Here is a 23,801-nt window from a genome sequence, read left to right as displayed (position 1 = left end):
GTTAATTTAAGTTTCTTTCCTTAAACATTAAGCCTTTCCAAAAACTGTTTACCACAGTCTTTGCAGAGATAGCGTTGCTTTCCGTGACGATGCCCATTTTTCGATAACCTGGATGAATGACAGTGCGGACATATCATTACTTTCATTACCTGTTTCGCTGTTGGCTGTGCGTGCAGTGTCAAATATGCGACTAATAAAGCCTTAATTTCAGCATAACGAGCTTGTCTTTCGTGTTTATCTTGACGTAAAGCATTGAGAAGTAAAGCGTTGTAGCAAATGTGAACCGTCTCTGCTAAAAATTCGCTTTTTTCGACGGCTAACTCAGGATTCCACCCACAAAAAAAGGCCGCGAGTTGTTGAATTAACTGCTGATTAAAAGTTTCGTCAAATAGCTGAAACATCCCCGGCGCAACAAAATACTGGATGTACACAATACGGTACATGGGATTTTCAAAGTATTCTGCGTAGGTATTCACCATACGTTCAATAAACTCTGACAATGGCCTTTGCTTGTCTGCTGACTGCATCATTTCCGCATTAATCTTTGTCACCTGTTCCATGTGACGCGCTTCTAAAGCATGAAAAATTGCCAATTTATCCGGGAAAAACTGATATAGAGAACCGACAGCCGTTTTAGCCTTAGCTGCAATCATATGAGTAGTTGCAGCTTCATATCCCACCTCTACAAACACTTCTGCGGCTGCTTGCAAAATCTTCTCGACTCGTTCTTGAGAGCGTTTTTGCTGCGGTTGACGGCGCATTGGGGTAGTTTCTGGTTTATTCCTCACCATAGTTGACAAATATGAATAATGTGTCGTATTTTGAAATCAAATATGAAACTTTTGTCACAATTTTACTCTGCTGGTGGCGATATTTGAGCCACTTACATAATTCTTCGGAGAGTCCTATGGAAGCAATTTTGCCTGGCGCACCGTGGTTAATTGCCCATCGTTCCATGTTGGGTATTAACAAACCTTATAAAATTACCTTGAATGGAAAAGACTATGTACTTTGGCAAAATCAACAAGGTGAAGTGTTTGCACTGGATAACATTTGTCCGCATATGCAAGCACCGTTATCAGACGGCTGGATTTGTCAAAACGGAAATGCGATCGCCTGTCCCTTCCATGCACTAGAATTTGATGGGCAAGGAAGACTGCACAATGCAGATAAAGTGGGAAGTCAACCTCTGCTCAATACTTTAGAACTAGTCATTCAAGACGATTGTATTTGGACATACGGCGGTTATACTCCTAAAATTCCCGTTCCAGATTTAATCTCTCAAGTCAGCGCAGGTATGAGCTTTTTGGGAGTAGCCGGAGAAAAAAGTATTAACGGTACTTTTTTGGACAGTATCTCGATTAATTATGACTACAACCACCAAAGCGGTACACATCGCGACCTATTTGGCATTAAAGCTAATCGCATCCCCCTATTTGAGTATGATGGTTATTGGGCAAAGGTTGTGCAGGAATTAGACCGTGAGGATACAACCTGGAATGATATCCTTCGCAACCCCGTAATTTTAACTGCACCTAAGACTTACACAGGTGTATTAGAATATGCCTTCCCGTCCTTGACAACATTCCGTACAGATTTTTCCCTGGGAGAAATTTTGCAAATTCATGCACTGTACCCAGAAACCGCAACTAAAACTAAAACTTTCGTTTTAGTCTACAGCCAACCCAAACACCCAATTTTGCAACCATTAATGGGAAGGTTTGTATTAAGTGCAGTGGAAACAGTGATAGAGCAAGATACACACGCCATCGAAACATCTTACCCTCGTCAGCCAGCCAAGATTCGCCTACCCAACGAAGAAATTATGTTTCTTGCCCAGAAATTGTATCGTGATTGGTGATAGGCAACTCTAATACCAATTCGCAATTCGCAATTCGCAATTCGCAATTCGCAATTGATAAATCCTGATTTGACAAGGGTTTCTGGGTTTGGATCTGTATCAGAATTTTAGTGGATTGGTATAATAAGATGAGTTTTTAATGAATTGCTCAGTAATAACTATTAAGATAACGAGGTGATCAAGAACATAATTTCAGGAGTAGGACTCAGTGTCTTTGCAATATCTTTCCTTTCCACCAGCAAATTCTCAAACTCCCACAGGCTTAGTCGTCACATTGCATGGTTGGGGTGCTAATGCTGAAGATGTCGCATCTTTATTAGATTATTTCCAATTACCTAATTACCAATTTATCTTCCCCAACGCCCCATATCCATTTCCCAATTCTGCTATCGGTAGAGCATGGTACGACTTAAGGGCTGAGAATATGTATCAAGGATTAGAAGAAAGTCGGCAAATATTAACAGACTTTTTGTTGTCCTTAGAAGCTAGCACGGGCGTGTCTTTATCACGTACTGTCTTGAGTGGATTTTCTCAAGGAGGGGCGATGACTTTAGATGTTGGTTCTAAATTGCCCATAGCTGGATTAGTCGTGATGAGTGGGTATTTACATCCTGATGCCATTTCCACAAATAGCGATATCCCACCCACCTTAATTATGCACGGCACACGGGATGAAGTTGTACCATTACAAGCGGCTTTTAGGTCTAGGGAAACATTAAAATCCTTGGGGGTAGGTGTTGAATATCATGAGTTTGAGACAGGACATGAAATTAATTTGGAAATGTTAGATGTGGCACGGAATTTCATCATCAAGACAATTGCTTAGTCTGGGTTACAATCTTTTTACAAAATATGGTACAAATCCTGAAAAATTTTAGGAAATTCATGCCATCTAATGAGTAATATAGATTGGGTGGCACTATTTTGCGTCACTTGACCCGTGCTGGGTGCGAATGCTGCATAAGGGAGGGGCAAGCATGATGACGACTCTGAGCATTTCCAAGAAAGAAATCGCGGCCATGACCGCAGCAGAGGTAGAAGAACTAGCTACTCGTCTGGAAATGGATAATTACAGTAATGCTTTTGAGGGTTTAAATGACTGGCATCTACTGCGAGCGATCGCGTTTCAGCGTCCCGAATTAGTCGAACCCTACATCCATCTCCTAGACCTAGAACCCTATGATGAGGCATAAGTGCGGGGGTTATGTCTAATCTACAGCAATTCTCAACTATTTGCTATCTATCTTGATATAGAAAAAGTCAATAAAACTGGGGGCTAAAATTTAATAACTTCTATTCTACGTCAAGAGTCAGTAGCAATAAGTGAAGCTCAAGATTAGCCAACAACAACTCCCAAGCATATCCCCGTCCAGTACAGTACGCCGCAGTTTAGTGTATGGTCACTTGCTGCGGCTTTGTCATCAATACAGTGGTGAGTGGTGAGTGCTGAGTAATGAGTGCTGAGGATAACCCTGTAGTTAAGACTAGAGAATTGAAACAAGGACGCATTTTTTTCAAAGCTCTACGCGTCTCATCGCCGCAAGGCTTATCCTAGAGTAAAAAAGTATTTTTATTTCTTGGACTTTTACTTATTACTCATTACTCATTACTCATTACTCATTACTCACTACTTATTACTCATTACTCATTACTCATTACTCAGCACTCAGCACTCATTACTCATTACTCCTATGACTAATCCTCAAAATCCCCCACCCAAGGTTCTCATTGGTGTCGGTGGTGGTATTGCAGCTTACAAGGTTTGTGAGGTGGTTTCCACACTGTTTAAAGCAGGGGTAGAAGTGCGCGTTATCCTCACCGATTCTGCACAGGAATTTATTACACCCCTAACCTTATCCACCCTTTCCCGCCATCGCGCATACACAGATAGTGATTTTTGGCAAGCAACTCACGCCCGTCCATTGCATATTGAGTTGGGAGAGTGGGCTGATGTATTGCTGATTGCGCCACTCACAGCTAACACATTAGCTAAATTAACCTATGGGATGGCAGATAATTTACTGACTAATACCGTATTAGCTTCTACCTGTCCCGTATTGTTAGCACCTGCAATGAATACTGATATGTGGGAACAACTAACAGTACAGCGTAATTGGCAACAGTTATTAGGAGATAGTAGATATCATGGCATGAGTACCGCTTCGGGATTATTGGCGTGCGATCGCATCGGTGCTGGTAGAATGGCAGAACCTCCCGAAATTGTGACTTACATTCATTCTCTACTGCATACCCAAGGCCAACGCGATTTAGTCGGGAAGCAAGTTTTAATTAGTGCTGGTGGTACACGAGAATATCTAGACCCCGTCAGATTTATCGGCAACCCCTCGACGGGGAAAATGGGACTAGCATTAGCCCAAGCCGCCTTACATCGAGGCGCAAAAGTGACTTTAGTACATGGCGCAGCTAATTGGGATGTACCTTTAGGAGTACAAGCCATTCCCGTCATTAGTGCAGAAGAAATGCAGCAAGTAATGTTGGAGTATTTACCCACCGCAGATTTAATTGTCATGTCTGCGGCTGTCGCTGATGTCAAGCCCAAAGATTATAGCCCAGAAAAACTACCCAAGCGATCGCTCCCCCAAAGCCTACCGTTAGCACCCGTCCCTGATATTGTCGCCCAGTTAGCCCAACTCAAACAACCCCATCAGCGTTTAATTGGTTTTGCTGCTCAAACTGGCGATATCATTACCCCCGCAATGGAAAAATTACAGCGTAAACAATTAGATGCAATTGTCGCTAATCCTATTGATCAACCTGATAGTGGTTTTGGTAGTAATAACAATCAAGCAGTATTTTTAAATAGTCAAGGGCAGCAAATGAAAATTGCACCCTGTTCTAAATTAAAAATGGCGCATTATTTATTTGATTTTCTCCGTGACTTGGAGAAATAATAGACTGGTTTTTGATTCACCCTCCAGTCCCAAAGCAAAAGAGTTTGAAAGTTCAAATCAATCACTGCATCTGATAATAGTGCAGTAAAGAAATTTGAGTTTATATACCTTGAGCCATAATTAGTAATTATTCCATTGGCAAGAAGTAATAACTATATCAAGAATTTAGATTTAACAAAGATAAAAAGATAAATCTCTTGTTCAAAAAGATAATGTTTGCAGAATCAAAACAGTTCGTAGTCAGGACTTTAGTCCTTTTCTGAAAACTAAAGTTCTCTCTTTTCTACAAGACGCTACGCGTAGCTTGCTTCTTTGCAGGAGTACCCGTAGAGCATTTTGAATTTTGAATTTTGAATTCGGAGTGAAGCGACGTGACTACACAGGAGCAACTACACCAATGGCATGAACTAGCGCAACAATTGCGAATAGATAGTATTCGCGCCACAACCGTCGCTGGTTCAGGCCATCCTACTTCTTCCATGTCGCCAGCAGATATCATGGCGGTCTTGTTATCTAATTATCTCCACTACGATTTTAATAATCCCCACAACCCGAATAACGATCGCTTGATTTTCTCGAAGGGACACGCTGCACCGTTACTTTATTCCATGTATAAGGCGGCGGGAGTCATCACTGATGCAGAATTACTATCGTTACGGAAATTAGGAAGTCGCCTAGAAGGTCATCCCACACCGATTTTACCTTGGGTGGATGTCGCCACAGGTTCATTAGGTCAAGGATTACCCATCGGTGTAGGGTTAGCATTAGCAGGAAAGTATTTAGACCAGTTACCTTATAATGTCTGGGTGTTGCTGGGTGACAGTGAAACGGCAGAAGGTTCTATCTGGGAAGCGTTTGACCATGCGGCTCACTATACTTTAGATAATCTCATCGCCATTATCGATGTCAATCGTCTCGGTCAACGGGGTCAGACAGAATTAGGCTGGAACACCCAAGCCTACGCTAACCGCGCTAGAGCCTTTGGTTGGCAAGCAATTGAGATAGATGGTCATGATTTGACAGCGATTGATCAAGCCTTGAGTGCGGCTGTGAGTATTAACGATCGCCCAACTGTCATTATTGCCCGCACAAAGAAGGGTAGAGGTGTCACTGCTTTAGAAGATTTAGGCGGTTGGCATGGTAAAACCTTAAAACCGGATGCCGAAAAACAAGCGATCACGGAATTGGGTGGTGAACGCCACATTACTATTCATGTCAGTAACCCAGAATCCCAAGCGCAACCCGTCACCATTGCTACACCCCAACCCTTACACCTGCCTACCTATGAAAAAGGTTCAAAGGTCGCCACTCGGCGCGCCTATGGTGATGCCTTAAAAGCCTTGGGCGCAGCACAACCGCAAGTAGTCGCCCTTGATGCTGAAGTCAGCAATTCTACTTACGCTGAAGATTTCGCAGAAGCCTTCCCAGAACGCTACTTTGAGATGTACATTGCCGAACAGCAAATGGTAGCGGCGGCTGTAGGTTTGCAAGTACGCAATTACAAACCCTTTGCTTCTAGTTTTGCCGCTTTTTTAACTCGTGCCTATGATTTCGTGCGGATGGCTGCCGTCTCCCGTGCCAACATCAAATTAGTCGGTTCTCATGCAGGTGTCTCCATCGGTCAAGATGGGGCTTCCCAGATGGGATTAGAAGATTTAGCGGCTTTTCGGGCTGTTTGTGGTAGCACGGTACTTTATCCCAGCGATGCCAATCAGACTGCAAAATTAGTAGAACAAATGAGCGATCGCAATGGTATAGTTTACCTCCGCACCACACGAGAAAGTACACCAGTGATTTACGGTACAGAAGAAGAATTTCCCATTGGTGGGAGTAAAGTTATCCGTAGTTCCGACCAAGACCAAGCAACAGTCATTGGTGCTGGAATTACCCTCCACGAAGCCCTCAAGGCTTATGATCGTCTCAAAACCGAAGGGATCACAGTCCGCATCATCGATGCTTACTCCGTCAAACCGATTGATATCCCAACCCTACATCAAGCCGCCCACGATACCGAAGGTAATTTAATAGTGGTGGAAGACCATTGGAGTGAAGGCGGATTAGGTGCGGCTGTGTTGGATGCCTTTGTAGGTAGTAGTAATATTTCCAACTATGACGGGCCACAACTGCAAGTAATTAAGTTAGCAGTCTATGATCTGCCCACCTCCGGCACTCCCGCCGAGTTACTCCACGCCGCCAAAATCGATGCTGATGCCATTATCCAAGCAGTCAAAGCCCAAATCAGACAACCTGTAGGAATCACTTATTCTATGAATTTGGAGCAATTTTAGGAACCTATGCCAAACTGCTGTAAAGCATAAACTTAATAGCCGTGATAGGCGACGGCATCAATATGGGACAAATTCAATGTTTGGTAGTTTGGAGCCTGAGCATTGGACATTATTGTTAACTAATTTACAAATAGCACAGGCATATAACGGTAAAGAAACGTTCTCAGAATCAGCAACAAGAGTGATTTTTGTAGATCATCCAGAAAAACTTGGTTTGCCAACGACCGATGTTAAAGTCAACCACTCACAAGAACTACCATCTAGGTTAGAGCAAAAACCTCTTTTAATCGCTGCACCTGAGAATTTTAATCCTGGGTTACAAATACCCACACCATTACCAAAGCCCACACCAATTCTTCTTCCACCCCCAACTGCTTCTGAACCAGTGAAGCCATTTGCTGTTTTAGAAAGCATCGAAACTAACTTTCGTAATGATACAGATAACTTCGGTCAACATAATTTGTTCATTGAGCCAAAATTCCAATTTCGTTTACCTAATGGCAATAAAATACTTTTCAGTACAGGTTTTGACTTCTTTGAGCAACGCGGTGTAGAGTCAATTAGCAATATTCCTGTAACAATAGGTTGGCAAGGCAAACTTGAACAAGTAACACTGCAAACAGCAGCAGGTATTGATATCTTCAACCGTTTACCTACTGCTATAAATTTCCATGCTCAAGTTGAATCACCAATTGTCAAGCCGGAAGTTTCTGCTTCAGGAAAATTAGTTTCAGGTTTAATACTATCAGTCAACTTAGACAAAGAACCATATAAATCTAATGCTCAGACTTTAGAAAATCAGATTAGTGCTTGGCGTTTTGGCCCGAATTTATATTGGCAAATAGATGGTAATACTAGTTTGTTCTCATCACTGCGTTTAGGTAATTACAGCGATGGTAATTCTGAAATTCAATCTTTTAGTAGACTAGAACGCAAATTCGGACAATTTTCTGTGGCAGCTAACTTATTCACCTGGAGTTACGATCGCAATGTAGAACGCACAAGTGGCTATTTTTCCCCACCAGATTTTTTGGTATACAACGCTGAAGTGGCTTGGGAGGGAAATATGATCAATTTCCTGCGCTGTCGCCTATCGGCAAACTTGGGACAGCAAAGACTTAATGGAGAATTTGATCACGCTAATAGTTATCAAACTCGATGTACAGTCAAAGTTTCACCGGAAATAGAAGCTGACCTTGGCTATAACTTTAGTAATGTGCGTAAACAAGATACAGGAGGAAGTGCTTACGGTGGTGACTCTTTCACAGGACAGTTACGGGTCAAGTTTTAAGCACGGTTGTTTGTTAGTTAGCTTTGAAAGTTGGGAAAGATAAATTTGTTGAGGATTTTAAAATAAGGCTTTTACCACATGGATTCTGATTTTCAACCACCTCCAAAAAGCTTGTCCCTGTTAGCTTCTGTAGGAGGAGTGGTAACTGCAATCATTGCGATCGCTACTTTAAATTTTTGGTCTAATCAAATCTCTCAGAATCCCCAAACACCAGCAATATCAAAATCTGATTCCCCTAATGCAAAGGTGGAAACTCAAGCGCAGAAGGTAGCAAAACTTGATAATGAATCCGTAATTTTACCAGGGAAAGCCATTCCTGCGAGTGAACTGACAATTAGCAAAGCACCTTATGTTGCCCCTGGAGTCGGAAAACTGGACGCAGTAGAGATGGCAACTGCGCGTCAGGCTTGGTCATATTTCCAACGTAACTGGAATGATCAAACTGGCTTAGTTAATGCTGTTGATGGTTTTGCTTCTGTGACTATGTGGGATCAGGCAGCTGCGATCGCGGCTTTAGTCAGTGCTAGAGAGTTGAATATTATCTCAGAGGCAGAATTTGAAGCAAAGCTGACTAAGATGTTACAAACTCTAGCATCATTACCTTTATACAAAGGGGAACTACCCAACAAAGTCTACAACAGTAAAACCCTGATTCCTGTGAATTACGGACAATTAGATCAACGAGAAGAAATTGGTTGGTCAGCCATTGATTTAGGACGTATGGCATTATGGCTGAAGATTGTCGAGGCCAAGTATCCCAAAATGCGATCGCCTGTGCAGAAGGTTTGGCAGCGTTGGCAAGTCAAACGCCTCACCAAAAACGGACAGATGTACGGTACGGCTGTTGTGCAAGGAAAAGAACAACATAACCAGGAAGGCCGCTTGGGTTATGAGAATTATGCAGCCTACGGTTTAAAACTCTGGGGATTAGATGTCAAGCAAGCCTTAGACTATAAATCTAATACCGCCTTTGTCAATCTTTACGGACAGGGAGTTCCCTATGACCGCCGCGACGCTAAAAACTCAGGTGCAAATAACTACGTCCTCAGCGAACCTTATATTCTTGACGGCATCGAAACAGGGTTTCAGGCATTACCTAAAGCTTATGCAGATAGGATTTTAGCTGCTCAAGCGGCTCGTTATCAAGCAACAAAAGAATTAACTGCGCTAACAGAAGACAATTTAGACCGTCCGCCTTACTTTGTTTATAACAGCTTGTTTGTGAACGGCAAACCTTGGGCAACAATTACCGATACCCAAGAACAGCACAATAATTTACGCTTTCTCAGTGCTAAAGCTGCGGTTGGCTGGCACGTACTCTATAATACTGCTTACACTCGTCAATTATTTGATTTTGTGCAAACTAACCTCAAGTCTAAAGACGGTTGGTTCAACGGCTTTTATGAATCCCTGCGTCAGCCAAATAAGTCTCTGACCGCAAATAATAACGGTGTAATTTTAGAAAGCTTATTGTACAAGCAAGTCGGCAAACCCCTTACTGTTTGGGCAGGAGTTAAGAATTAGCAAATTGATGAAGCGATCGCTTATAAATTTAGTGTATTCGCAGTTAATTTTGTTTGTTATACCGCCTTAACTTTACATCAGTTTTGGCTCTCACAAAGGTAAATATAATACAACTTCCTTCCATTCTGCTTGTTCACTACCATCTATCAGCAATAATAACTCATCAATTGCCTGTCGAATGGGCATTCGATCATTGACTACAAATAATCCTGCCATAGATTCTCCTCTGACCAGGCGTTGGTAAGCAAAATCTGGCATGGTTGCACGATCATGAGTCAGCAAAATACGCTCATTGCTTGCTGCCCAAGCTAAAATTGCAGGGTCATCTACTTCTCTCAAGCCCACATCTTGAACTCGAATTAAGTCAAGATTGGGATGGCGCAAAAATAGCCCACGAATAATGTCACCGTTAAAATTTTCATCGCTTAACAAACTCAACATTACTTTTTTTACTGATTCTGTTGAGATAGTAAACGACTACGAATTAAGCTCATATCAGGTTGAATGCTAGACAAACGCTGTTGTACTAACTCAGCTATCTGCTCTCTCTGATTTAAGTATGCTTCTACAGCATTTTGGTGTCGAAGATAGTAACCAATGGTGTTGTAGACATCAGACAAGGATAGAGTTGAGTATCGATGAACAATAGACTCAGGAGATGCACCATCCTGGAATGCTCGAATTACAGTTTCTAGCAAAACCCTTGAATTTCCTACCCGAATTGCTCCGGTTTCATCTTTCCATAGAGGCGGGGTCTCACGTTCCAAAACAAGGCTCATCGATGAAGCTTCCTAGAGTATTACAAAATTATAATCATATTGTAGTAGCAGAGTAGTAAATATTTTTGTTATTTAAATCCAATACCTCTTGCTGTGACTGGGTTTAGGAGTTGCATGGTTGAGAGTTGATTTATAAGTATTATTATTTGATTTTATTTCTTCCCCCTACACCCCTACCCCCTTACACCCTAAAAGCCAAATATATTAAGGGTTTGTGCTTAACAAGCGTGCTATTTGAGTATATATCATTGTTTCAAAAAACATGAGACAAAATTTCCGTGTAATTCACCCTGATGTTAAGAGTTTTTTCGGATATCATGCACTAGCATCACTCATCTGTGCGATCGCCCAAAGACTTTCTTAACTCTTTCTTTTATGCTATTCAAGCACCATCAAAAAAAGCTGCTGAGATGGATTGCATTGTTCTTAATTGGGACATTACTGCAATTATTGTTTTACATTCCCACACCAGTCTTATCCCAATCTCCTAGTTGTAGTAATATTACTGCTCCTCTTACGCCTGAAGAACAAACTTATGCCCGTGCGGCTTGGCAGTATTTTGTCAAAAATTATCAGCCAGCAACAGGATTTACCAATTCTACCGGCGGTTATCCTTCGGGTACGCTTTGGGATATGGGTAACTACTTGATGGCGTTGAATGCAGCGCGATGGTTGAATCTGACGGATCAAGCAGACTTTGATGCTCGTCTCAATAAGTTCTTGACGACTCTAGGTAGCCTGAAATTGTTTGAGGATGCCTTACCAAATAAAGTCTATAACGCAGCGACCGCACAGATGGTTGATTATGGTAACAATCCGAGTGAAAGAGGGATTGGCTGGTCAGCTTTAGATATAGGGCGCATACTGGCGGCGTTTGATGTAATTCGCACTTGTCACCCACAGTATAATGATTGGCTCAAAGGAATTGTAGCTAAATGGCAGGTGGGGCGATCGCTCAAAGATGAACAGCTTTTTGGTGCTACAGTTCTTCCTGATAACAAAACATTGCTAGTGCAAGAAGGAAGACTCGGTTACGAAGAATATGGGGCTAGAGGTTATCAACTTTGGGGTTTTTCTGCACCAAAAGCTTTGGCTTTAGAACCATATAAAATGGTTGAGATTAACGGTGTGCAAATTCCCGTTGATACCCGCGATTTTCAAACTACTAATGCTAATAATTACATTGTTAGTGAGTCTTACATATTGGATGGTATCGAATTTGGTTTGCAAGGTGAATTAGCAGATTTCGCCTCTAGGGTATTGGATGTGCAGAAACGACGTTACGATACTACAGGTCAATTGACAGCAGTCACAGAAGATAATATTGACCAAGCACCCTATTTTCTCTACAACACTGTTTACGCTAACGGTAACAACTGGGCAACAATTACCGACGAAAACAAGCCTTACCCTCAGTTTCGCAGTATTAGTACAAAAGCGGCTTTTGGTTGGCGTTACCTATTTCCAGATAATGCTTATGCTCAAAAACTTGTTGATGCTGTCAAGGATCTGCGTAGTCCTAATGATGATGGTTACTATGCAGGCATTTATGAGGAATCAAAGCAACCAAATAAAGCTTTAACAGGTAATACCAATGGGCTAATTTTAGAGATTTTATACTACAAAGCGAGAGGAAATCACCCTTTAATTACTTCTGGTTTTCCACAACTAAACCAACTAAACCACCTACTAACAATACTCCGACTACAACACCCACAACTAAACCAACTAAACCACCCACTAACAATACTCCGACTACAACACCCACAACTCCACCAACTTCTAGCACTCCTACTAAAACCCCCACGGATACGGCTGAGGTAGCGATCGCGCCCATTCCCCCAGTTGCTAGTCCAGATTCATCTTCTCACCTCAAACTAACTCGACCCTTAACAGTAGTTGAACGACGTTATGCAGAAGCAGCATGGAGGTATTTTCAAGCGAATTATCATTCTCAGAGTGGACTGATAGACGATCGCAGTGACTTTCAAGGTGCTACTCTTTGGGGATTAGGAGATTATCTAGCAGCATTACACGCCGCGCGATCGCTTGATATTATTTCTGCTCAACAATTCGATCAACGCACTCGCCATTTGTTAGCAGCGTTAGGTAAACTACCGTTATTTGCTGGAGAATTGCCCAATCGGGGTTACAATACGCGATCGCTCCAAGCAATAGATTATGGTGGAAATCCTGTTCCTCAAGGTAACGGTTGGTCTGCCCTTGATTTAGGTAGGCTGCTGGCCGCCTTGTACAACTTAAAAAGCTATCATCCAGAGTACACCAAAGCAGTTGATCAAATTGTCCTAGATTGGTCATATCTGCGGGTAGTACGGGATGGGATTTTATCTAGTGCCACTGTTACCAAAGATCAAGCAGGGCGTACCCTTACCCGTGTAAACCCCGAAACTCGCTTAGGTTATGAAGAATATGCTGCGCGTGCTTTTCAACTGTGGGGCTTTGATGTTGAAGGTTCGGCTGTGGGGGGTGAATATCAAACTGCATTAGTAGAAGGGGTGAAAGTTCCTACCCAGCGTCAGAGAACTGATACCAATTCCCAGGTTAATCAATATACAGTCAGCAATCCTTTCTTACTTTATGGTTTGGAATTTGGCTTAGATCCAAAAATGCGATCGCTCTTTGAACCTGTTTTCCAAGCACAAGCCGAACGTTACCGACGTAGCGGCACTCTCACAGCCTCAGCTACTACCCTCATAGACCGCAAGCCTTACACTATCCACAGTGCCATTACTGGCAAAGGTGAGCCTTGGGTGGCTTTAGGTGATGATGGGCAAGCTGTACCTCAAGCGCGAATCGTCAGTACAGCCGTAGCTTTTGCTTATCATGCCTTGTATCCAGACAATCAATATAGCCAGAAGTTATTCCCAGCCACAACTGATTTATATAACCCCCTGACAGGTTTTTATGAAGGCTTTTATGAAACCACAGGTAAAACAGCCATTGGTTTCACAGGCAGCACCAACAGCATGATATTACAATCTTTGCTGTACACCGTGATGAATCGCCAACCCTTAATTCGTCCTACTGCAATGAAATCTCCTTGGTGGGAAGCTGTGGCACAAGGCGATTCTGGTCGCGGTTTACCAAGAATTCCTAAATCAACAGCCAAGTTAATTACTGACAGTAATGGTAGTTACTGGATTTCTAGTAACGAAAATTTGAGAGTTTCCCAACAATAGCACTTTCGCTGTTGAGGTTGTTAGTGAACAATTGCACTAGGGAATACTAAATTGGAAGTCAACGCCAAGAATGGCGATCGCGATGCCAAAAAATAGTGCAAGGAGGTAAGTAATAGTATCTGTTTACGTTTAATCAGTTAACTGCTCTAGATTTATTTTGATCAGACAATGGCATCTATATCTGTTGATAATTCCCTAAAATTTTCGGGCAATAGCCGTTCTAAATTAAAAAAAAGAACTTTATTATTTCGCTACCTAGCAGAAATCAATTTAATTTTCGGTCTTTGGTATTTGCAATGGCGAATTACTCATTCAATTAATTTTGATGTACTGTGGCTTTCAGTTCCATTATTATTAGCAGAAATATATAGCTATTTCGGTGGTTTAATGTTTGTCATTGGGTTGTGGCGGCCTTTAGTGAGGCAGATTAAGTCACTCGATCAAATGACTCCACCCTTACCTCAAGTTGACTGGCCTAGTGTAGATATATTTATTACTTGTTACAATGAGCCACCGGAAATTGTAGAAAAAACGGCTCAAGCGGCTTTAGCAATAGATTACCCGGCAAATAAATTGCGAGTTTATGTGCTGGATGATGGTAACTCGGCGGCCATGAGAAGCATGACAGAAAGGTTATGTATTGCAGATTTACAATCACCACTATTACAACAAGAAGCTAATAAAATAGATGCAGAACGCTCTGGTTTAGTAGAACGTCTGCAACAATTAGAAAATCTCACATCTCATACTCAAGCTGCTGAACAGTGGTTACAAGAATCAGAACAAGTTGACAATTGGGAAGATCAGACTGTTGGCTCGGTTTTGCGAAGTCTGCGAGAGTTGATTCTTTGGCTACCTCCCACTCATCAAAGTATTGCTGAACGTCTCAAAACTGAAAAACAAGCGTTAGAAGCAGCTATCGCTCACAAAGAACTAGAATTAGTTGAATTGGCTCGATTTCGTTACATTGCTCGACCAAAACCTGCTGGCGTACCTCACCATGCGAAAGCAGGCAATCTTAATTATGCGATTTTCTCTGGAGAAACTTCTGGAGAATTTATTTTAACTTTAGATGCCGACCATATACCCAAACCACAATTTCTGAGACGAGTTTTGCCATATTTTTACACCTATAATCTTTTCACAGGTAAATATGAGCAGAATCGCATTGCTTTTGTACAAACACCACAAGATTTTTATAACATTCCTACAGGCGATCCTTTTGGACATCGAGCAAGTTTATTTTATGGGCCGCTACAACAAGGCAAAGATGGCATGAATGCCGCTTTTTATACAGGGACAAATGCCATTCTGCGCCGGGAAGCATTGATTAATGTTGGACTACAATATTTTGCTGATGATTTTGTCAAAGATGAAAAACGGTTAGATGAATTTCAGTTAGTAGGTGGTGTATCCAGCAATAGTATTACAGAAGATATGAATACAGCCATGCGTCTACATGGTGCTGGGTGGAAATCTGTTTATCACAATGAGTTATTAGCAGAAGGTTTAGCACCAGATGACCTCAGTTCTACTCTGAAACAGCGTTTACGTTGGGCGCAAGGAACTATCCAAGTGCTACTCAGAGAAAATCCTCTAGCAAAGCCAGGGTTAACATTTTGGCAACGTCTGCAATATTTTAAGACGATGTATAGTTATTTTTCTGGTTTTGCGACTTTAATTTTTATTTCTTGCCCAATTATCTATTTTTTCACAGAGCTTGTTCCGGTTAAAAGTTATGGGGCTGATTTTGCTCTACACTTCTTCCCGGCATTTATAATCAATCGCTTGACGTTTTTAGCCGCTACTTGGGGTATTCCTGCTAGTGAGGTTTGGCGTTCTGAACAATATGCGATCGCACTATTTCCCCTGTTAATTCAAGCTGTTTGGAGTGTCTTTACAGGACAAAAAATTAATTTTCAAGTTACACCCAAGCAGAGACAAGCAGGTATCTATCTCCAGTTGGTTTGGCCGCAATTACTTGTATTTACCTTAACTATCTTAGGCATACTTTGGAGCATTTTCCGCTTCGCTACCGGACACCTTAACAATCCTTGGGTTCACGTACTTAATAGTGTGTGGGCTATTTACAACTTGCTACTTCTATGGGCGATTATACGCGCGTCTTTTTGGCAACCTACAAAAGAATAACAGCAAAGTATTTACTTTTAGGTAGAAGCAAAAACCAACTATGAACACATATTTAAACGGTAGTCCGCAAACTGTCTTAACTATTTACGCTCATGCTGATGATGAAGTTTTACCTGCGGCTGGGACTTTACGTTTAATGTCTCAAGCAGGATGGAACATTCGCTGTCTAATTTTAACTGAAGGTCATCTTTCTAGTTCGTCTATTAAAGGTACACGCCATCAAGAGGCAGAAGATGCGGGTAAAATCATCGGAGCAAATTATGAATTTTATGCTCTAGAAGAGTGTGTTTTTTCAACACAAGCGGTTATTAAAGTCACAGAAGATGCTATTAATCGTTGGCAACCTGATTTAATTATTACTCATGCACCACAACCGGAAAAATATGGACACAGAGATCATGAAGTGTGTGCGATCGCGGTTTCTAATGTAGCAACTCGCAGAAACATTCCTCTTTGGTATTCTGCGCCTCCCGTCTTTTTACGTGGATTTGAACCCAACTTTTTTGTAGATATTACTGAAGTTATTGAAGAAAAAATTGCTGCCATTGGTTGTTATGAATCAGAGAGTAGCAAAGCTTTTATGCAGCTTGACGCTATCCTTGTATTATCTAGATTCTGGGCGCGGGAGCTAGGGCAGAAAGATGGTTATTTTGAAGCATTTGAAATTGCTAGACAATGGGTTAATGCCAGCTTTTTCAATGCTCTATCAACTCAGAAAAAATATTTAGCCAATCAAATAAATTCAGATTGATGAGTTTTGATTTGGTTAATTATCTACTTGCCGTTCTAGTAGAATAATGCCAAAATAATGAAATACAAATATTAAATACTGGGTAAATCAAAAATGAGTTTAACAGTGAAAGTAATTGAACCTGCGGGAATTTTAGATGGTATCAGAGGTAATCAGTTACGTCGTGAAATTAGCGATATCTTAGATAGTGGCGTAGAAGTTTTATTGATTGACATGAAACAGGTGAAATTTATAGATAGTTCTGGTTTAGGCTCTTTAGTATCGGCAATGCAACTAGTACGCAATACTAATACTAAACTTTTTCTATGCTCTATTAATGACCAAGTGAGAATGTTATTTGAACTTACTAAAATGGATAGAATTTTTCGCGTTTTTTTAGATCAAGATGATTTTCATAGTCAATTTTTAGCGGTGACAGAATAAGACAGATATTTTAGAATTTGTCTTAACCAAATAAAAATTTTAACAGAGAAAAATCATCCTCCAATTTCTCTTGATGATTTAAATTCATAATGTGTTCTAAAACTTGTTTTAGATAACATTTATTGACATTACTATATTCTATTAGTAGGTTGAGAAAATCATCAAAGCTCCAAATTCTGCCATCTGGTTGATTAATTTCATAAACTCCATCACTAAAGATGTATAAGGTACTATTTTCTGCGACCTCAAACACAGCATCTTCAAAGTGAACATCAGGCAAAAAGCCTATTGGTAAATCGAAAGAGCTGAGTTTTTGAACTTGATGGGTAGTTTTTGATGTACCGGATATGAGTAGAGCTGGAGGATGTCCAGCATTAGCATAAATCAATTGACGTTTGACACGGTGATAAACTCCATACCAAATTGTGAAGTATTTATCACCGTGGTTATTCATTTGAAAAGCTTGATTGAGAGCTTTAAGAACTTCTTTAGGTTGGTAAAAATTAGTATTGCTTAGGGATTGCGATCGCAATATATTCAATACAGACACGGATAATAAGGCAGAACCCACGCCATGTCCTGATACATCCAACAAATAAATTGCTAAATGCTCATCATCAAGCCAATAGTAATCGAAACAATCACCCCCTAACTGGGCTGAAGGGACAAACAATGTTTCTGTAGTTACTGCACCTTCAAGTGGAGATGGTAAGAGCGAACGTACATAATCAGCCGCCTCAGCTAATTCTGTTTCTAAAATTTGCTTTTGGGTTTGTAAATCTTGGTTGAGTATTTCTAGGGCTTGTTTTTGGCTTTGTAAATCTTGATTTAATTGATATAGTCTCAATCCTGCTCTTACCCGCGCCTTTAATTCGCTCATTTCTATTGGTTTAGAAATAAACTCATCGGCTCCAGCATCTAATCCTCTAACTCTATCTTCTTCTTCCCCTGGAGCTGCACCTTTAGCTGTGAGCAAAATAAAAAAAGTAGTAGCTAGTTCTGGATTGGCTTTAATTTGGCGACACACTTCTAAACCATCTAACTGTGACATCATCCAATCACAGATAATTAAGGCTGGGCGCAATAATTTAGCTTGAGCAATTCCTTCCTCTCCGTTACTCGCAACAGTAGTTTCATAACCCTGTTTTTGTAGCGTTCTGTTTAAGGCTGCTCTAACAATTGGGTCATCATCAATAATTAAAATTTTTATCATAAATCAAGAACATTCAACACTACTATAATTAAATATTCCTTTAATTTCAAAGTACATATAATTTGCAGATAAATGTATAGTATATATACGTAAATTAAATTAAATGATTTCAATTATGATGAAAATAAATATTTGAATACATAACCAGTGGATCATAAAATATTCCTAACAATAAATACAGATATTACAGCTTTGTCGTCTGTATTGTCTTGGTTTGAGCAACTTAATCAACCACCCGTAATCACACAAGAAATTTGGTGGCAATGTCAAACTTTACTAATAGAAGGCTTTACTAATATTGTTGAACACGCCCACCAAGGTTTATCCGTAGAAACTCTGATTAATATAGAAGCTTATCGTTCTGAAAAATCTATACAAATACGTATACTATCTCAGGGTCAACCTTTTGATTTAGAACGTCAATTACAAGAGTTATCGGAATTTGAGGAAAATCATCAAGAACGGGGACGTGGGTTAAAAATCATGTCAATTCTGGCTGACAGTTTAGATTATAAACAAATAGCAGAAAATTGCTATTGTTTATCAATAAATAAGTCTTACTAAATTTAATTAATTGCATATTTTAAAGATAATTTCCACTATAAAAATATATTAAAAATGACGGCACCATTACCTGACAACGAAGCGCAAAGAATTGAAGCACTTTTAGAGTATAAAATTCTTGATACTCCATCGGAAGCGGCATTTGATGACCTCACAAGTTTAGCATCATATATTTGTGGAACACCCGTTGCTTTGGTCAGTTTAGTTGATCAAAATCGTCAATGGTTTAAATCAAAAGTTGGAATAGATGCACTAGAAACACCAAGAGATATTGCCTTTTGCGCCCATGCTATTCTCCAATCTGATGTTTTTACTATACCTGATGCTACAGCCGACGAAAGATTTGCCGAAAATCCATTTGTGACTTCTGATCCTCATATTCGCTTTTATGCTGGTGTACCGCTAACCAATCCTGAAGGCTATGCTTTAGGAACACTTTGCGTTGTTGACTATGTACCGAGAAATTTAACTCCGCAACAGGTGGAAGCTTTAAAAATTATCGGTCGCCAAGTCATTAAACAAATGGAGATGCGGCGTAATTTAGCGAATTTAGCACTTGTAAATAATGGACGTAAACAGGTAGAAAAGATACGTAAGCATTTTTTTCAAAGAGTTGCAGGTGGCTTTGGTTTAGCATCGATAATTTTAATTCTGATTGGCTTAGTTCATTATCAGAATACAATAGCTTTAATTAATAGTAGTAACCAAGTTATCACAACTCAAGAGACAATCAATACCTTAGAGGAATTACTATCTAAAATCAAAGATGCTGAAACTGGGCAACGAGGTTATATTCTCACTGGCAAAGAAAGTTATCTGCAATCCTATCAGGAAGCACTTACAGAAGTGCAACCAGAAATGGAAAATCTGAGAAATTTAATATCTGATCAATCGCAACAACAAAACCTCAACTTACTCAGAACCTTAGTATTAGCCAAGCTGAATGAACTCAAACACACTACAGAATTACGCCAAAACAAGGGATTTGATGCTGCATTACAATTTACTTTGACCGATCATGGAAAAAACCTTATGGATGATATTCGTAAGGTTATCCATGATATGAAACAAAAGGAAAAAGCAGAACTACAACGTCAATCACAGATTGTCCAAGATAGTGCATATCAGAAAATATTGCAAATAGCGATCGCCATCGGTGCCAGTTTTTTGATTTTGGCGATCATTTACTATTTGATTTATTGTGAATTTACCCAGCGCAAGACTGTAGAAGATACACTGCATGAAGAGCGAAATTTCATTTCAGCAGTCTTAGATACAGTCAGTGCCTTAGTCATAGTCGTCAATTCACAAGGAAAAATTGTTCGATTTAATCAAGCTTGTGAGCAAATAACTGGTTACTCATTCGATGAAGTTAGGGATAGATATTTCTGGAATTTATTTTTAATTCCTGAAGAAGTAGAGCCAATCAAAGCAATTTTTGAGCAGTTAAGAGTCGGTCATCTTACGCCCAACTATGAAAACTATTGGAGAACTAAAGATGGTAGCCTACGCCTGATTTCTTGGTCGAATACGATTCTTCAAGACAGCGAAGGATCAGTAGAATACATTATTGCTACAGGCATTGATATTACAGAACGTAAGCGCGCAGAACAGCATTTAACCGCACAATACGTCATCAATCGCATCCTAGCAGAGTCTCCTACAGTTGCCGAGGCCACTCCCCAAATTCTGCAAGCTATTGGCCAGAGTTTGGTATGGGATGTGAGTGAAATGTGGCTAGTAAATGAGCAGACTAATATACTGGCCTTTTCCCAGATGTGGCATCAACCAACTTTGGATATCGAAGAGTTCAAAACACTAACTCAGAAAATCACATTTGCCTCCGAGATGGGACTACCCGGCCGAGTTTGGAGTAGTAGGGAACCTATTTGGCTAGTGGATGTTGTTGATGATGACAGCTTTTTGCGACATGAGATGGCGGCACAAGTTGGACTACATGGTGCTTTTGGTTTTCCCATTCGTAATGGGCAGAAGGTTTTGGGTGTGATTACTTGCTTTAGTCACAAAATTCAGCAATATGACCCAGATTTAGTGAAAATCATGAACTCCATCGGTCAACAGGTGGGTCAGTTTATTCAACGTAAGCAATCAGAACAAGAATTACAAAGGCAAGACAGGCGATTGCAATTACTAGGTAATGTAGCACTAAAAATTCGTGAGTCTCTACAAATTGAAGAAATTCTCGAAATTAGCGTTAAAGAGGTGCAACAGGTACTTCAAGCAGACCGAATATTAATTTTGCGTTTAGAAATAGATGGTTCTGTAATTGCAGTTCAAGAAGCCGTACTGCCAGGCTTTCCCATAATTAAAGGACAAAGAATTATTGATTCTTGTTTTGCTGAGAATTATCTCCAAAAATATCGCCAAGGACAAATAAGCACTATTGAAAACATTGAGCAGGCTAATATACGAGCTTGTCACGTTGAATTACTACAAAGATTCGCTGTCAAAGCTAATCTTGTTGTTCCTATTATTTATAAACATGAACTCTGGGGACTGCTAGTTGCTCATCAATGTAGTCAACCACGTCAATGGACTCACTGGGAAATAGAACTTTTGCGAGAGTTAGCCAATCAAATAGGCATAGCCTTGGCTCAAGCTAAACTGCTAGAAGCAGAAGTTATGCAGCGCAAAGAACTAGAACTGGCTCGTAGTCAAGCAGAATTAGCATCGCAAGCTAAAAGTGCATTTTTAGCTAATATGAGTCATGAAATTCGGACTCCCATGAATGCTGTCTTAGGGATGACTGGCCTGATGTTAGAAACGCCTCTCAACCAAATGCAGCAAGATTTCATGGAGACAATTCGGATTAGCGGTGATGCTCTTTTAAGCCTAATTAACGAAATTTTAGATTTATCTAAACTTGAATCAGGAGAAATGGTTTTAGAAAATCTTAATTTTGATGTATCTGTTTGTCTAGAAGAAGTGTTAAATTTATTAGCTCCTCAAGCTCATAAAAAAGGGTTAGAAATTGCTGCTCTGATTGAATCTAACGTTCCTATTTACCTACAAGGAGATGCGGGTCGTCTGCGACAAATTTTAATGAACTTAGTTGGTAACGCGATTAAATTTACTAGCACAGGAGAGGTAATAATCCGCGCACAATTGCGCTCACCTATGGTGCATGAAACTCCATTACAAACAGCTACTAAAGCTAATATTTACTTTACGATTACAGATACTGGTATTGGCATCACCGAAGAAAACCAACGAAAATTGTTTACTCCATTTACTCAAGTTGATGCTTCTAATACTCGTCAGTATGGTGGCACCGGTTTGGGATTAGCTATCTGCAAGCAATTAGTAAACCTGATGGGAGGAGAAATTGGAGTAGAGAGTCAGTTAGGTGAGGGTTCTAAATTTTGGTTTGAGATTCCTTTCACTCAGCAACAAGAGCCTGTTATTAGTATTGATGAATACCCTGTATTGAGCGATCGCTGCTTATTAGTCGTTGATGATAATGCCACCAATCGTAAGATTATTTGCCATCAAGCTATCCGATGGGGAATGCAGGTAGATCAAGCTGAGAGTGCTGATGCTGCCATCAAGGCTATGATAGCAGCTTGTCAACAAAACAAACCTTATGATGTGGTCTTAATTGATATGCAGATGCCATGTATAGATGGTCTGGATTTGGGGAAACAAATTAAGGCCAACTTAGCTATTGCTGAAATACCTTTAATTATGCTCACTTCTACTAATCAACGAGAAGAAGTAAATCAGGCATTAAACATAGGTTTTGCTGCTTATTTAGTTAAACCGGTGAAAGCGTCTCGGCTCTTTGACATCATTATGAAGGTTTTAGGGAATAAAGATGGAGTTTTACGACAAGATTTGAAAGTTATCAACCAGCAGCCAGAAATAAACAACACAGACCAAAAAAACAATCATTGTGCTACAAGTTCCTTGAAAGTGAAAATTTTACTAGCTGAGGATAACTTAGTTAATCAGAAAGTAGCATTAAAACAACTTCAAAGTCTCGGTTACAATGCTGATGTGGCGGCGAATGGGCAAGAAGTTTTACAATTATTAGAAATAATGCCTTATGATTTGATTTTAATGGATTGTCAAATGCCAGTCCTCGACGGTTTAGAAACAACCAGAGAAATTCATCGTCGTCCAGAGAGTGCCTTTGCTAATCATCGTCGTCCTGTAATCATTGCCATGACTGCTAATGCTATGAAAGAAGATAGACAAATGTGTCTAGATGCTGGCATGGATGATTATTTAAGTAAGCCCGTCATGAAAGAAAATTTGGCTTTAGTATTAGAACATTGGAGTCAGGTTGTATTATCCAACACCAAGAAAGAAATATTAGAGCCTACAGATGAAAAAACACCCAAAATTGAGATTGAAAACATCCCAATTGATTGGCAGCAATTGCAGCAAATTTCTGAAAATGATCATGACTTTTCCATGAATCTTCTACAGTTATTTGTTGAAGATACCGAGTCCCGTTTAGAGTTAATAAAACTAGCGATTACTACTAATGATTTTCATCAATTAGCTCAACAAGCTCATCATATTAAAGGTGCCAGTGCCAATGTAGGTGCTACAACTATGTATGCAGCTGTTGACCAAATAGAACAACTAGCTCAAAAGCAAGAACATAGAGGTATTACTGAGTTAATTCTAGAGATAGAAGAGATTTTTCATCGTATTCAGAGTTTTGTAATAGCCAATTAGCAGCTTGAGAGACTAAATGAGTGATGAGTGCTGAGTAATGAGTGCTGAGTGCTGTTAGCGGTAGCGGGGCGTTTAGCCCGTGCTGAGTGCTGAGTGCTGAGTGCTGAGTAATGACTAATGACTAATGACTAATGACT

General features: G+C 40.3%; 18 protein-coding genes. 14 read left to right on the top strand and 4 right to left on the bottom strand.

Features of this window, described 5'->3' with window-relative positions; genetic code table 11:
- Positions 1–20: 20 nt before the first annotated feature.
- Positions 21–791: an IS1/IS1595 family N-terminal zinc-binding domain-containing protein gene (locus CV014_RS05550; RefSeq protein ID WP_442946885.1), complete on the bottom strand. Its 771-nt coding sequence runs from the start codon at positions 789–791 to the stop codon at positions 21–23.
- Between the two features lie 116 nt (positions 792–907).
- Here CV014_RS05550 and CV014_RS05545 point away from each other — a divergent pair, with 116 nt between their 5' ends.
- The 7 genes from CV014_RS05545 (at position 908) to CV014_RS05515 (ending at position 9,876) form a co-directional block, all read left to right on the top strand.
- Positions 908–1,861, top strand: coding sequence for a Rieske (2Fe-2S) protein (locus CV014_RS05545; RefSeq protein ID WP_236141113.1), 954 nt, complete (start codon positions 908–910; stop codon positions 1,859–1,861).
- Positions 1,862–2,069: 208 nt separating this feature from the next.
- Positions 2,070–2,687 (top strand): alpha/beta hydrolase, encoded by a 618-nt coding sequence (locus tag CV014_RS05540; RefSeq protein ID WP_236141112.1) that lies wholly within the window; start codon positions 2,070–2,072, stop codon positions 2,685–2,687.
- Positions 2,688–2,841: 154 nt separating this feature from the next.
- Positions 2,842–3,054, top strand: coding sequence for a protein IsiD (gene isiD / locus CV014_RS05535; protein ID WP_103136895.1), 213 nt, complete (start codon positions 2,842–2,844; stop codon positions 3,052–3,054).
- A gap of 498 nt (positions 3,055–3,552) precedes the next feature.
- A complete protein-coding gene (coaBC, locus tag CV014_RS05530) occupies positions 3,553–4,773 on the top strand; it encodes a bifunctional phosphopantothenoylcysteine decarboxylase/phosphopantothenate--cysteine ligase CoaBC (RefSeq protein WP_236141121.1) in 1,221 nt (406 codons plus the stop codon).
- Positions 4,774–5,144: 371 nt separating this feature from the next.
- The gene (locus tag CV014_RS05525; protein WP_236141111.1) at positions 5,145–7,061 is read left to right on the top strand and encodes a transketolase; all 1,917 of its coding nucleotides are present in this window, start codon (positions 5,145–5,147) and stop codon (positions 7,059–7,061) included.
- A 76-nt stretch (positions 7,062–7,137) separates the two neighbouring features.
- A complete protein-coding gene (locus CV014_RS05520) occupies positions 7,138–8,352 on the top strand; it encodes a hypothetical protein (RefSeq protein ID WP_236141110.1) in 1,215 nt (404 codons plus the stop codon).
- A gap of 78 nt (positions 8,353–8,430) precedes the next feature.
- On the top strand, positions 8,431–9,876 hold the full coding sequence (locus CV014_RS05515; protein WP_236141109.1) for a DUF3131 domain-containing protein: 1,446 nt from the start codon (positions 8,431–8,433) through the stop codon (positions 9,874–9,876).
- A gap of 90 nt (positions 9,877–9,966) precedes the next feature.
- On the opposite strand, the gene CV014_RS05510 is transcribed toward CV014_RS05515, so the two are convergent.
- Entirely contained in the window at positions 9,967–10,317 is a 351-nt protein-coding gene (locus tag CV014_RS05510; RefSeq protein WP_236141108.1) for a DUF5615 family PIN-like protein, read from the bottom strand.
- Positions 10,318–10,325: 8 nt separating this feature from the next.
- Positions 10,326–10,643, bottom strand: a complete 318-nt coding sequence (locus tag CV014_RS05505) for a DUF433 domain-containing protein (RefSeq protein WP_236141107.1) — start codon at positions 10,641–10,643, stop codon at positions 10,326–10,328.
- A gap of 432 nt (positions 10,644–11,075) precedes the next feature.
- Here CV014_RS05505 and CV014_RS05500 point away from each other — a divergent pair, with 432 nt between their 5' ends.
- The 5 genes from CV014_RS05500 to CV014_RS05480 all read left to right on the top strand — a co-directional run bounded on the left by CV014_RS05500 (position 11,076) and on the right by CV014_RS05480 (position 17,180).
- Positions 11,076–12,479, top strand: coding sequence for a DUF3131 domain-containing protein (locus CV014_RS05500; protein ID WP_236141106.1), 1,404 nt, complete (start codon positions 11,076–11,078; stop codon positions 12,477–12,479).
- 2 nt (positions 12,480–12,481) lie between these two features.
- Positions 12,482–13,855, top strand: a complete 1,374-nt coding sequence (locus tag CV014_RS05495; RefSeq protein WP_329608335.1) for a DUF3131 domain-containing protein — start codon at positions 12,482–12,484, stop codon at positions 13,853–13,855.
- Between the two features lie 168 nt (positions 13,856–14,023).
- Positions 14,024–16,006, top strand: a complete 1,983-nt coding sequence (locus CV014_RS05490) for a glycosyltransferase family 2 protein (RefSeq protein ID WP_236141105.1) — start codon at positions 14,024–14,026, stop codon at positions 16,004–16,006.
- Between the two features lie 40 nt (positions 16,007–16,046).
- Entirely contained in the window at positions 16,047–16,757 is a 711-nt protein-coding gene (locus CV014_RS05485; protein ID WP_236141104.1) for a PIG-L deacetylase family protein, read from the top strand.
- A 93-nt stretch (positions 16,758–16,850) separates the two neighbouring features.
- Positions 16,851–17,180, top strand: a complete 330-nt coding sequence (locus tag CV014_RS05480; RefSeq protein ID WP_236141103.1) for an STAS domain-containing protein — start codon at positions 16,851–16,853, stop codon at positions 17,178–17,180.
- A gap of 22 nt (positions 17,181–17,202) precedes the next feature.
- Here CV014_RS05480 and CV014_RS05475 read toward each other — a convergent pair whose 3' ends face one another.
- The gene (locus CV014_RS05475; protein WP_236141102.1) at positions 17,203–18,393 is read right to left on the bottom strand and encodes a PP2C family protein-serine/threonine phosphatase; all 1,191 of its coding nucleotides are present in this window, start codon (positions 18,391–18,393) and stop codon (positions 17,203–17,205) included.
- Between the two features lie 147 nt (positions 18,394–18,540).
- Between CV014_RS05475 and CV014_RS05470 the strand changes: the two genes are divergently transcribed.
- Positions 18,541–18,957 carry an ATP-binding protein gene (locus tag CV014_RS05470; RefSeq protein WP_236141101.1) on the top strand — a complete coding sequence of 139 codons (417 nt, stop codon included), beginning with the start codon at positions 18,541–18,543 and terminating at the stop codon, positions 18,955–18,957.
- Between the two features lie 54 nt (positions 18,958–19,011).
- Complete coding sequence (locus CV014_RS05465; RefSeq protein ID WP_236141100.1) at positions 19,012–23,664, top strand: GAF domain-containing protein; 4,653 nt, start codon at positions 19,012–19,014, stop codon at positions 23,662–23,664.
- Positions 23,665–23,801: the final 137 nt, after the last annotated feature.

It is taken from the genome of Nostoc sp. CMAA1605 (assembly GCF_021596505.1).
In the GTDB taxonomy this organism is placed as follows: Bacteria; Cyanobacteriota; Cyanobacteriia; order Cyanobacteriales; family Nostocaceae; genus Trichormus.
The sequence above is the reverse complement of the archived record's forward strand: the minus strand, read 5'-3'. Positions and strand labels throughout refer to the sequence as shown.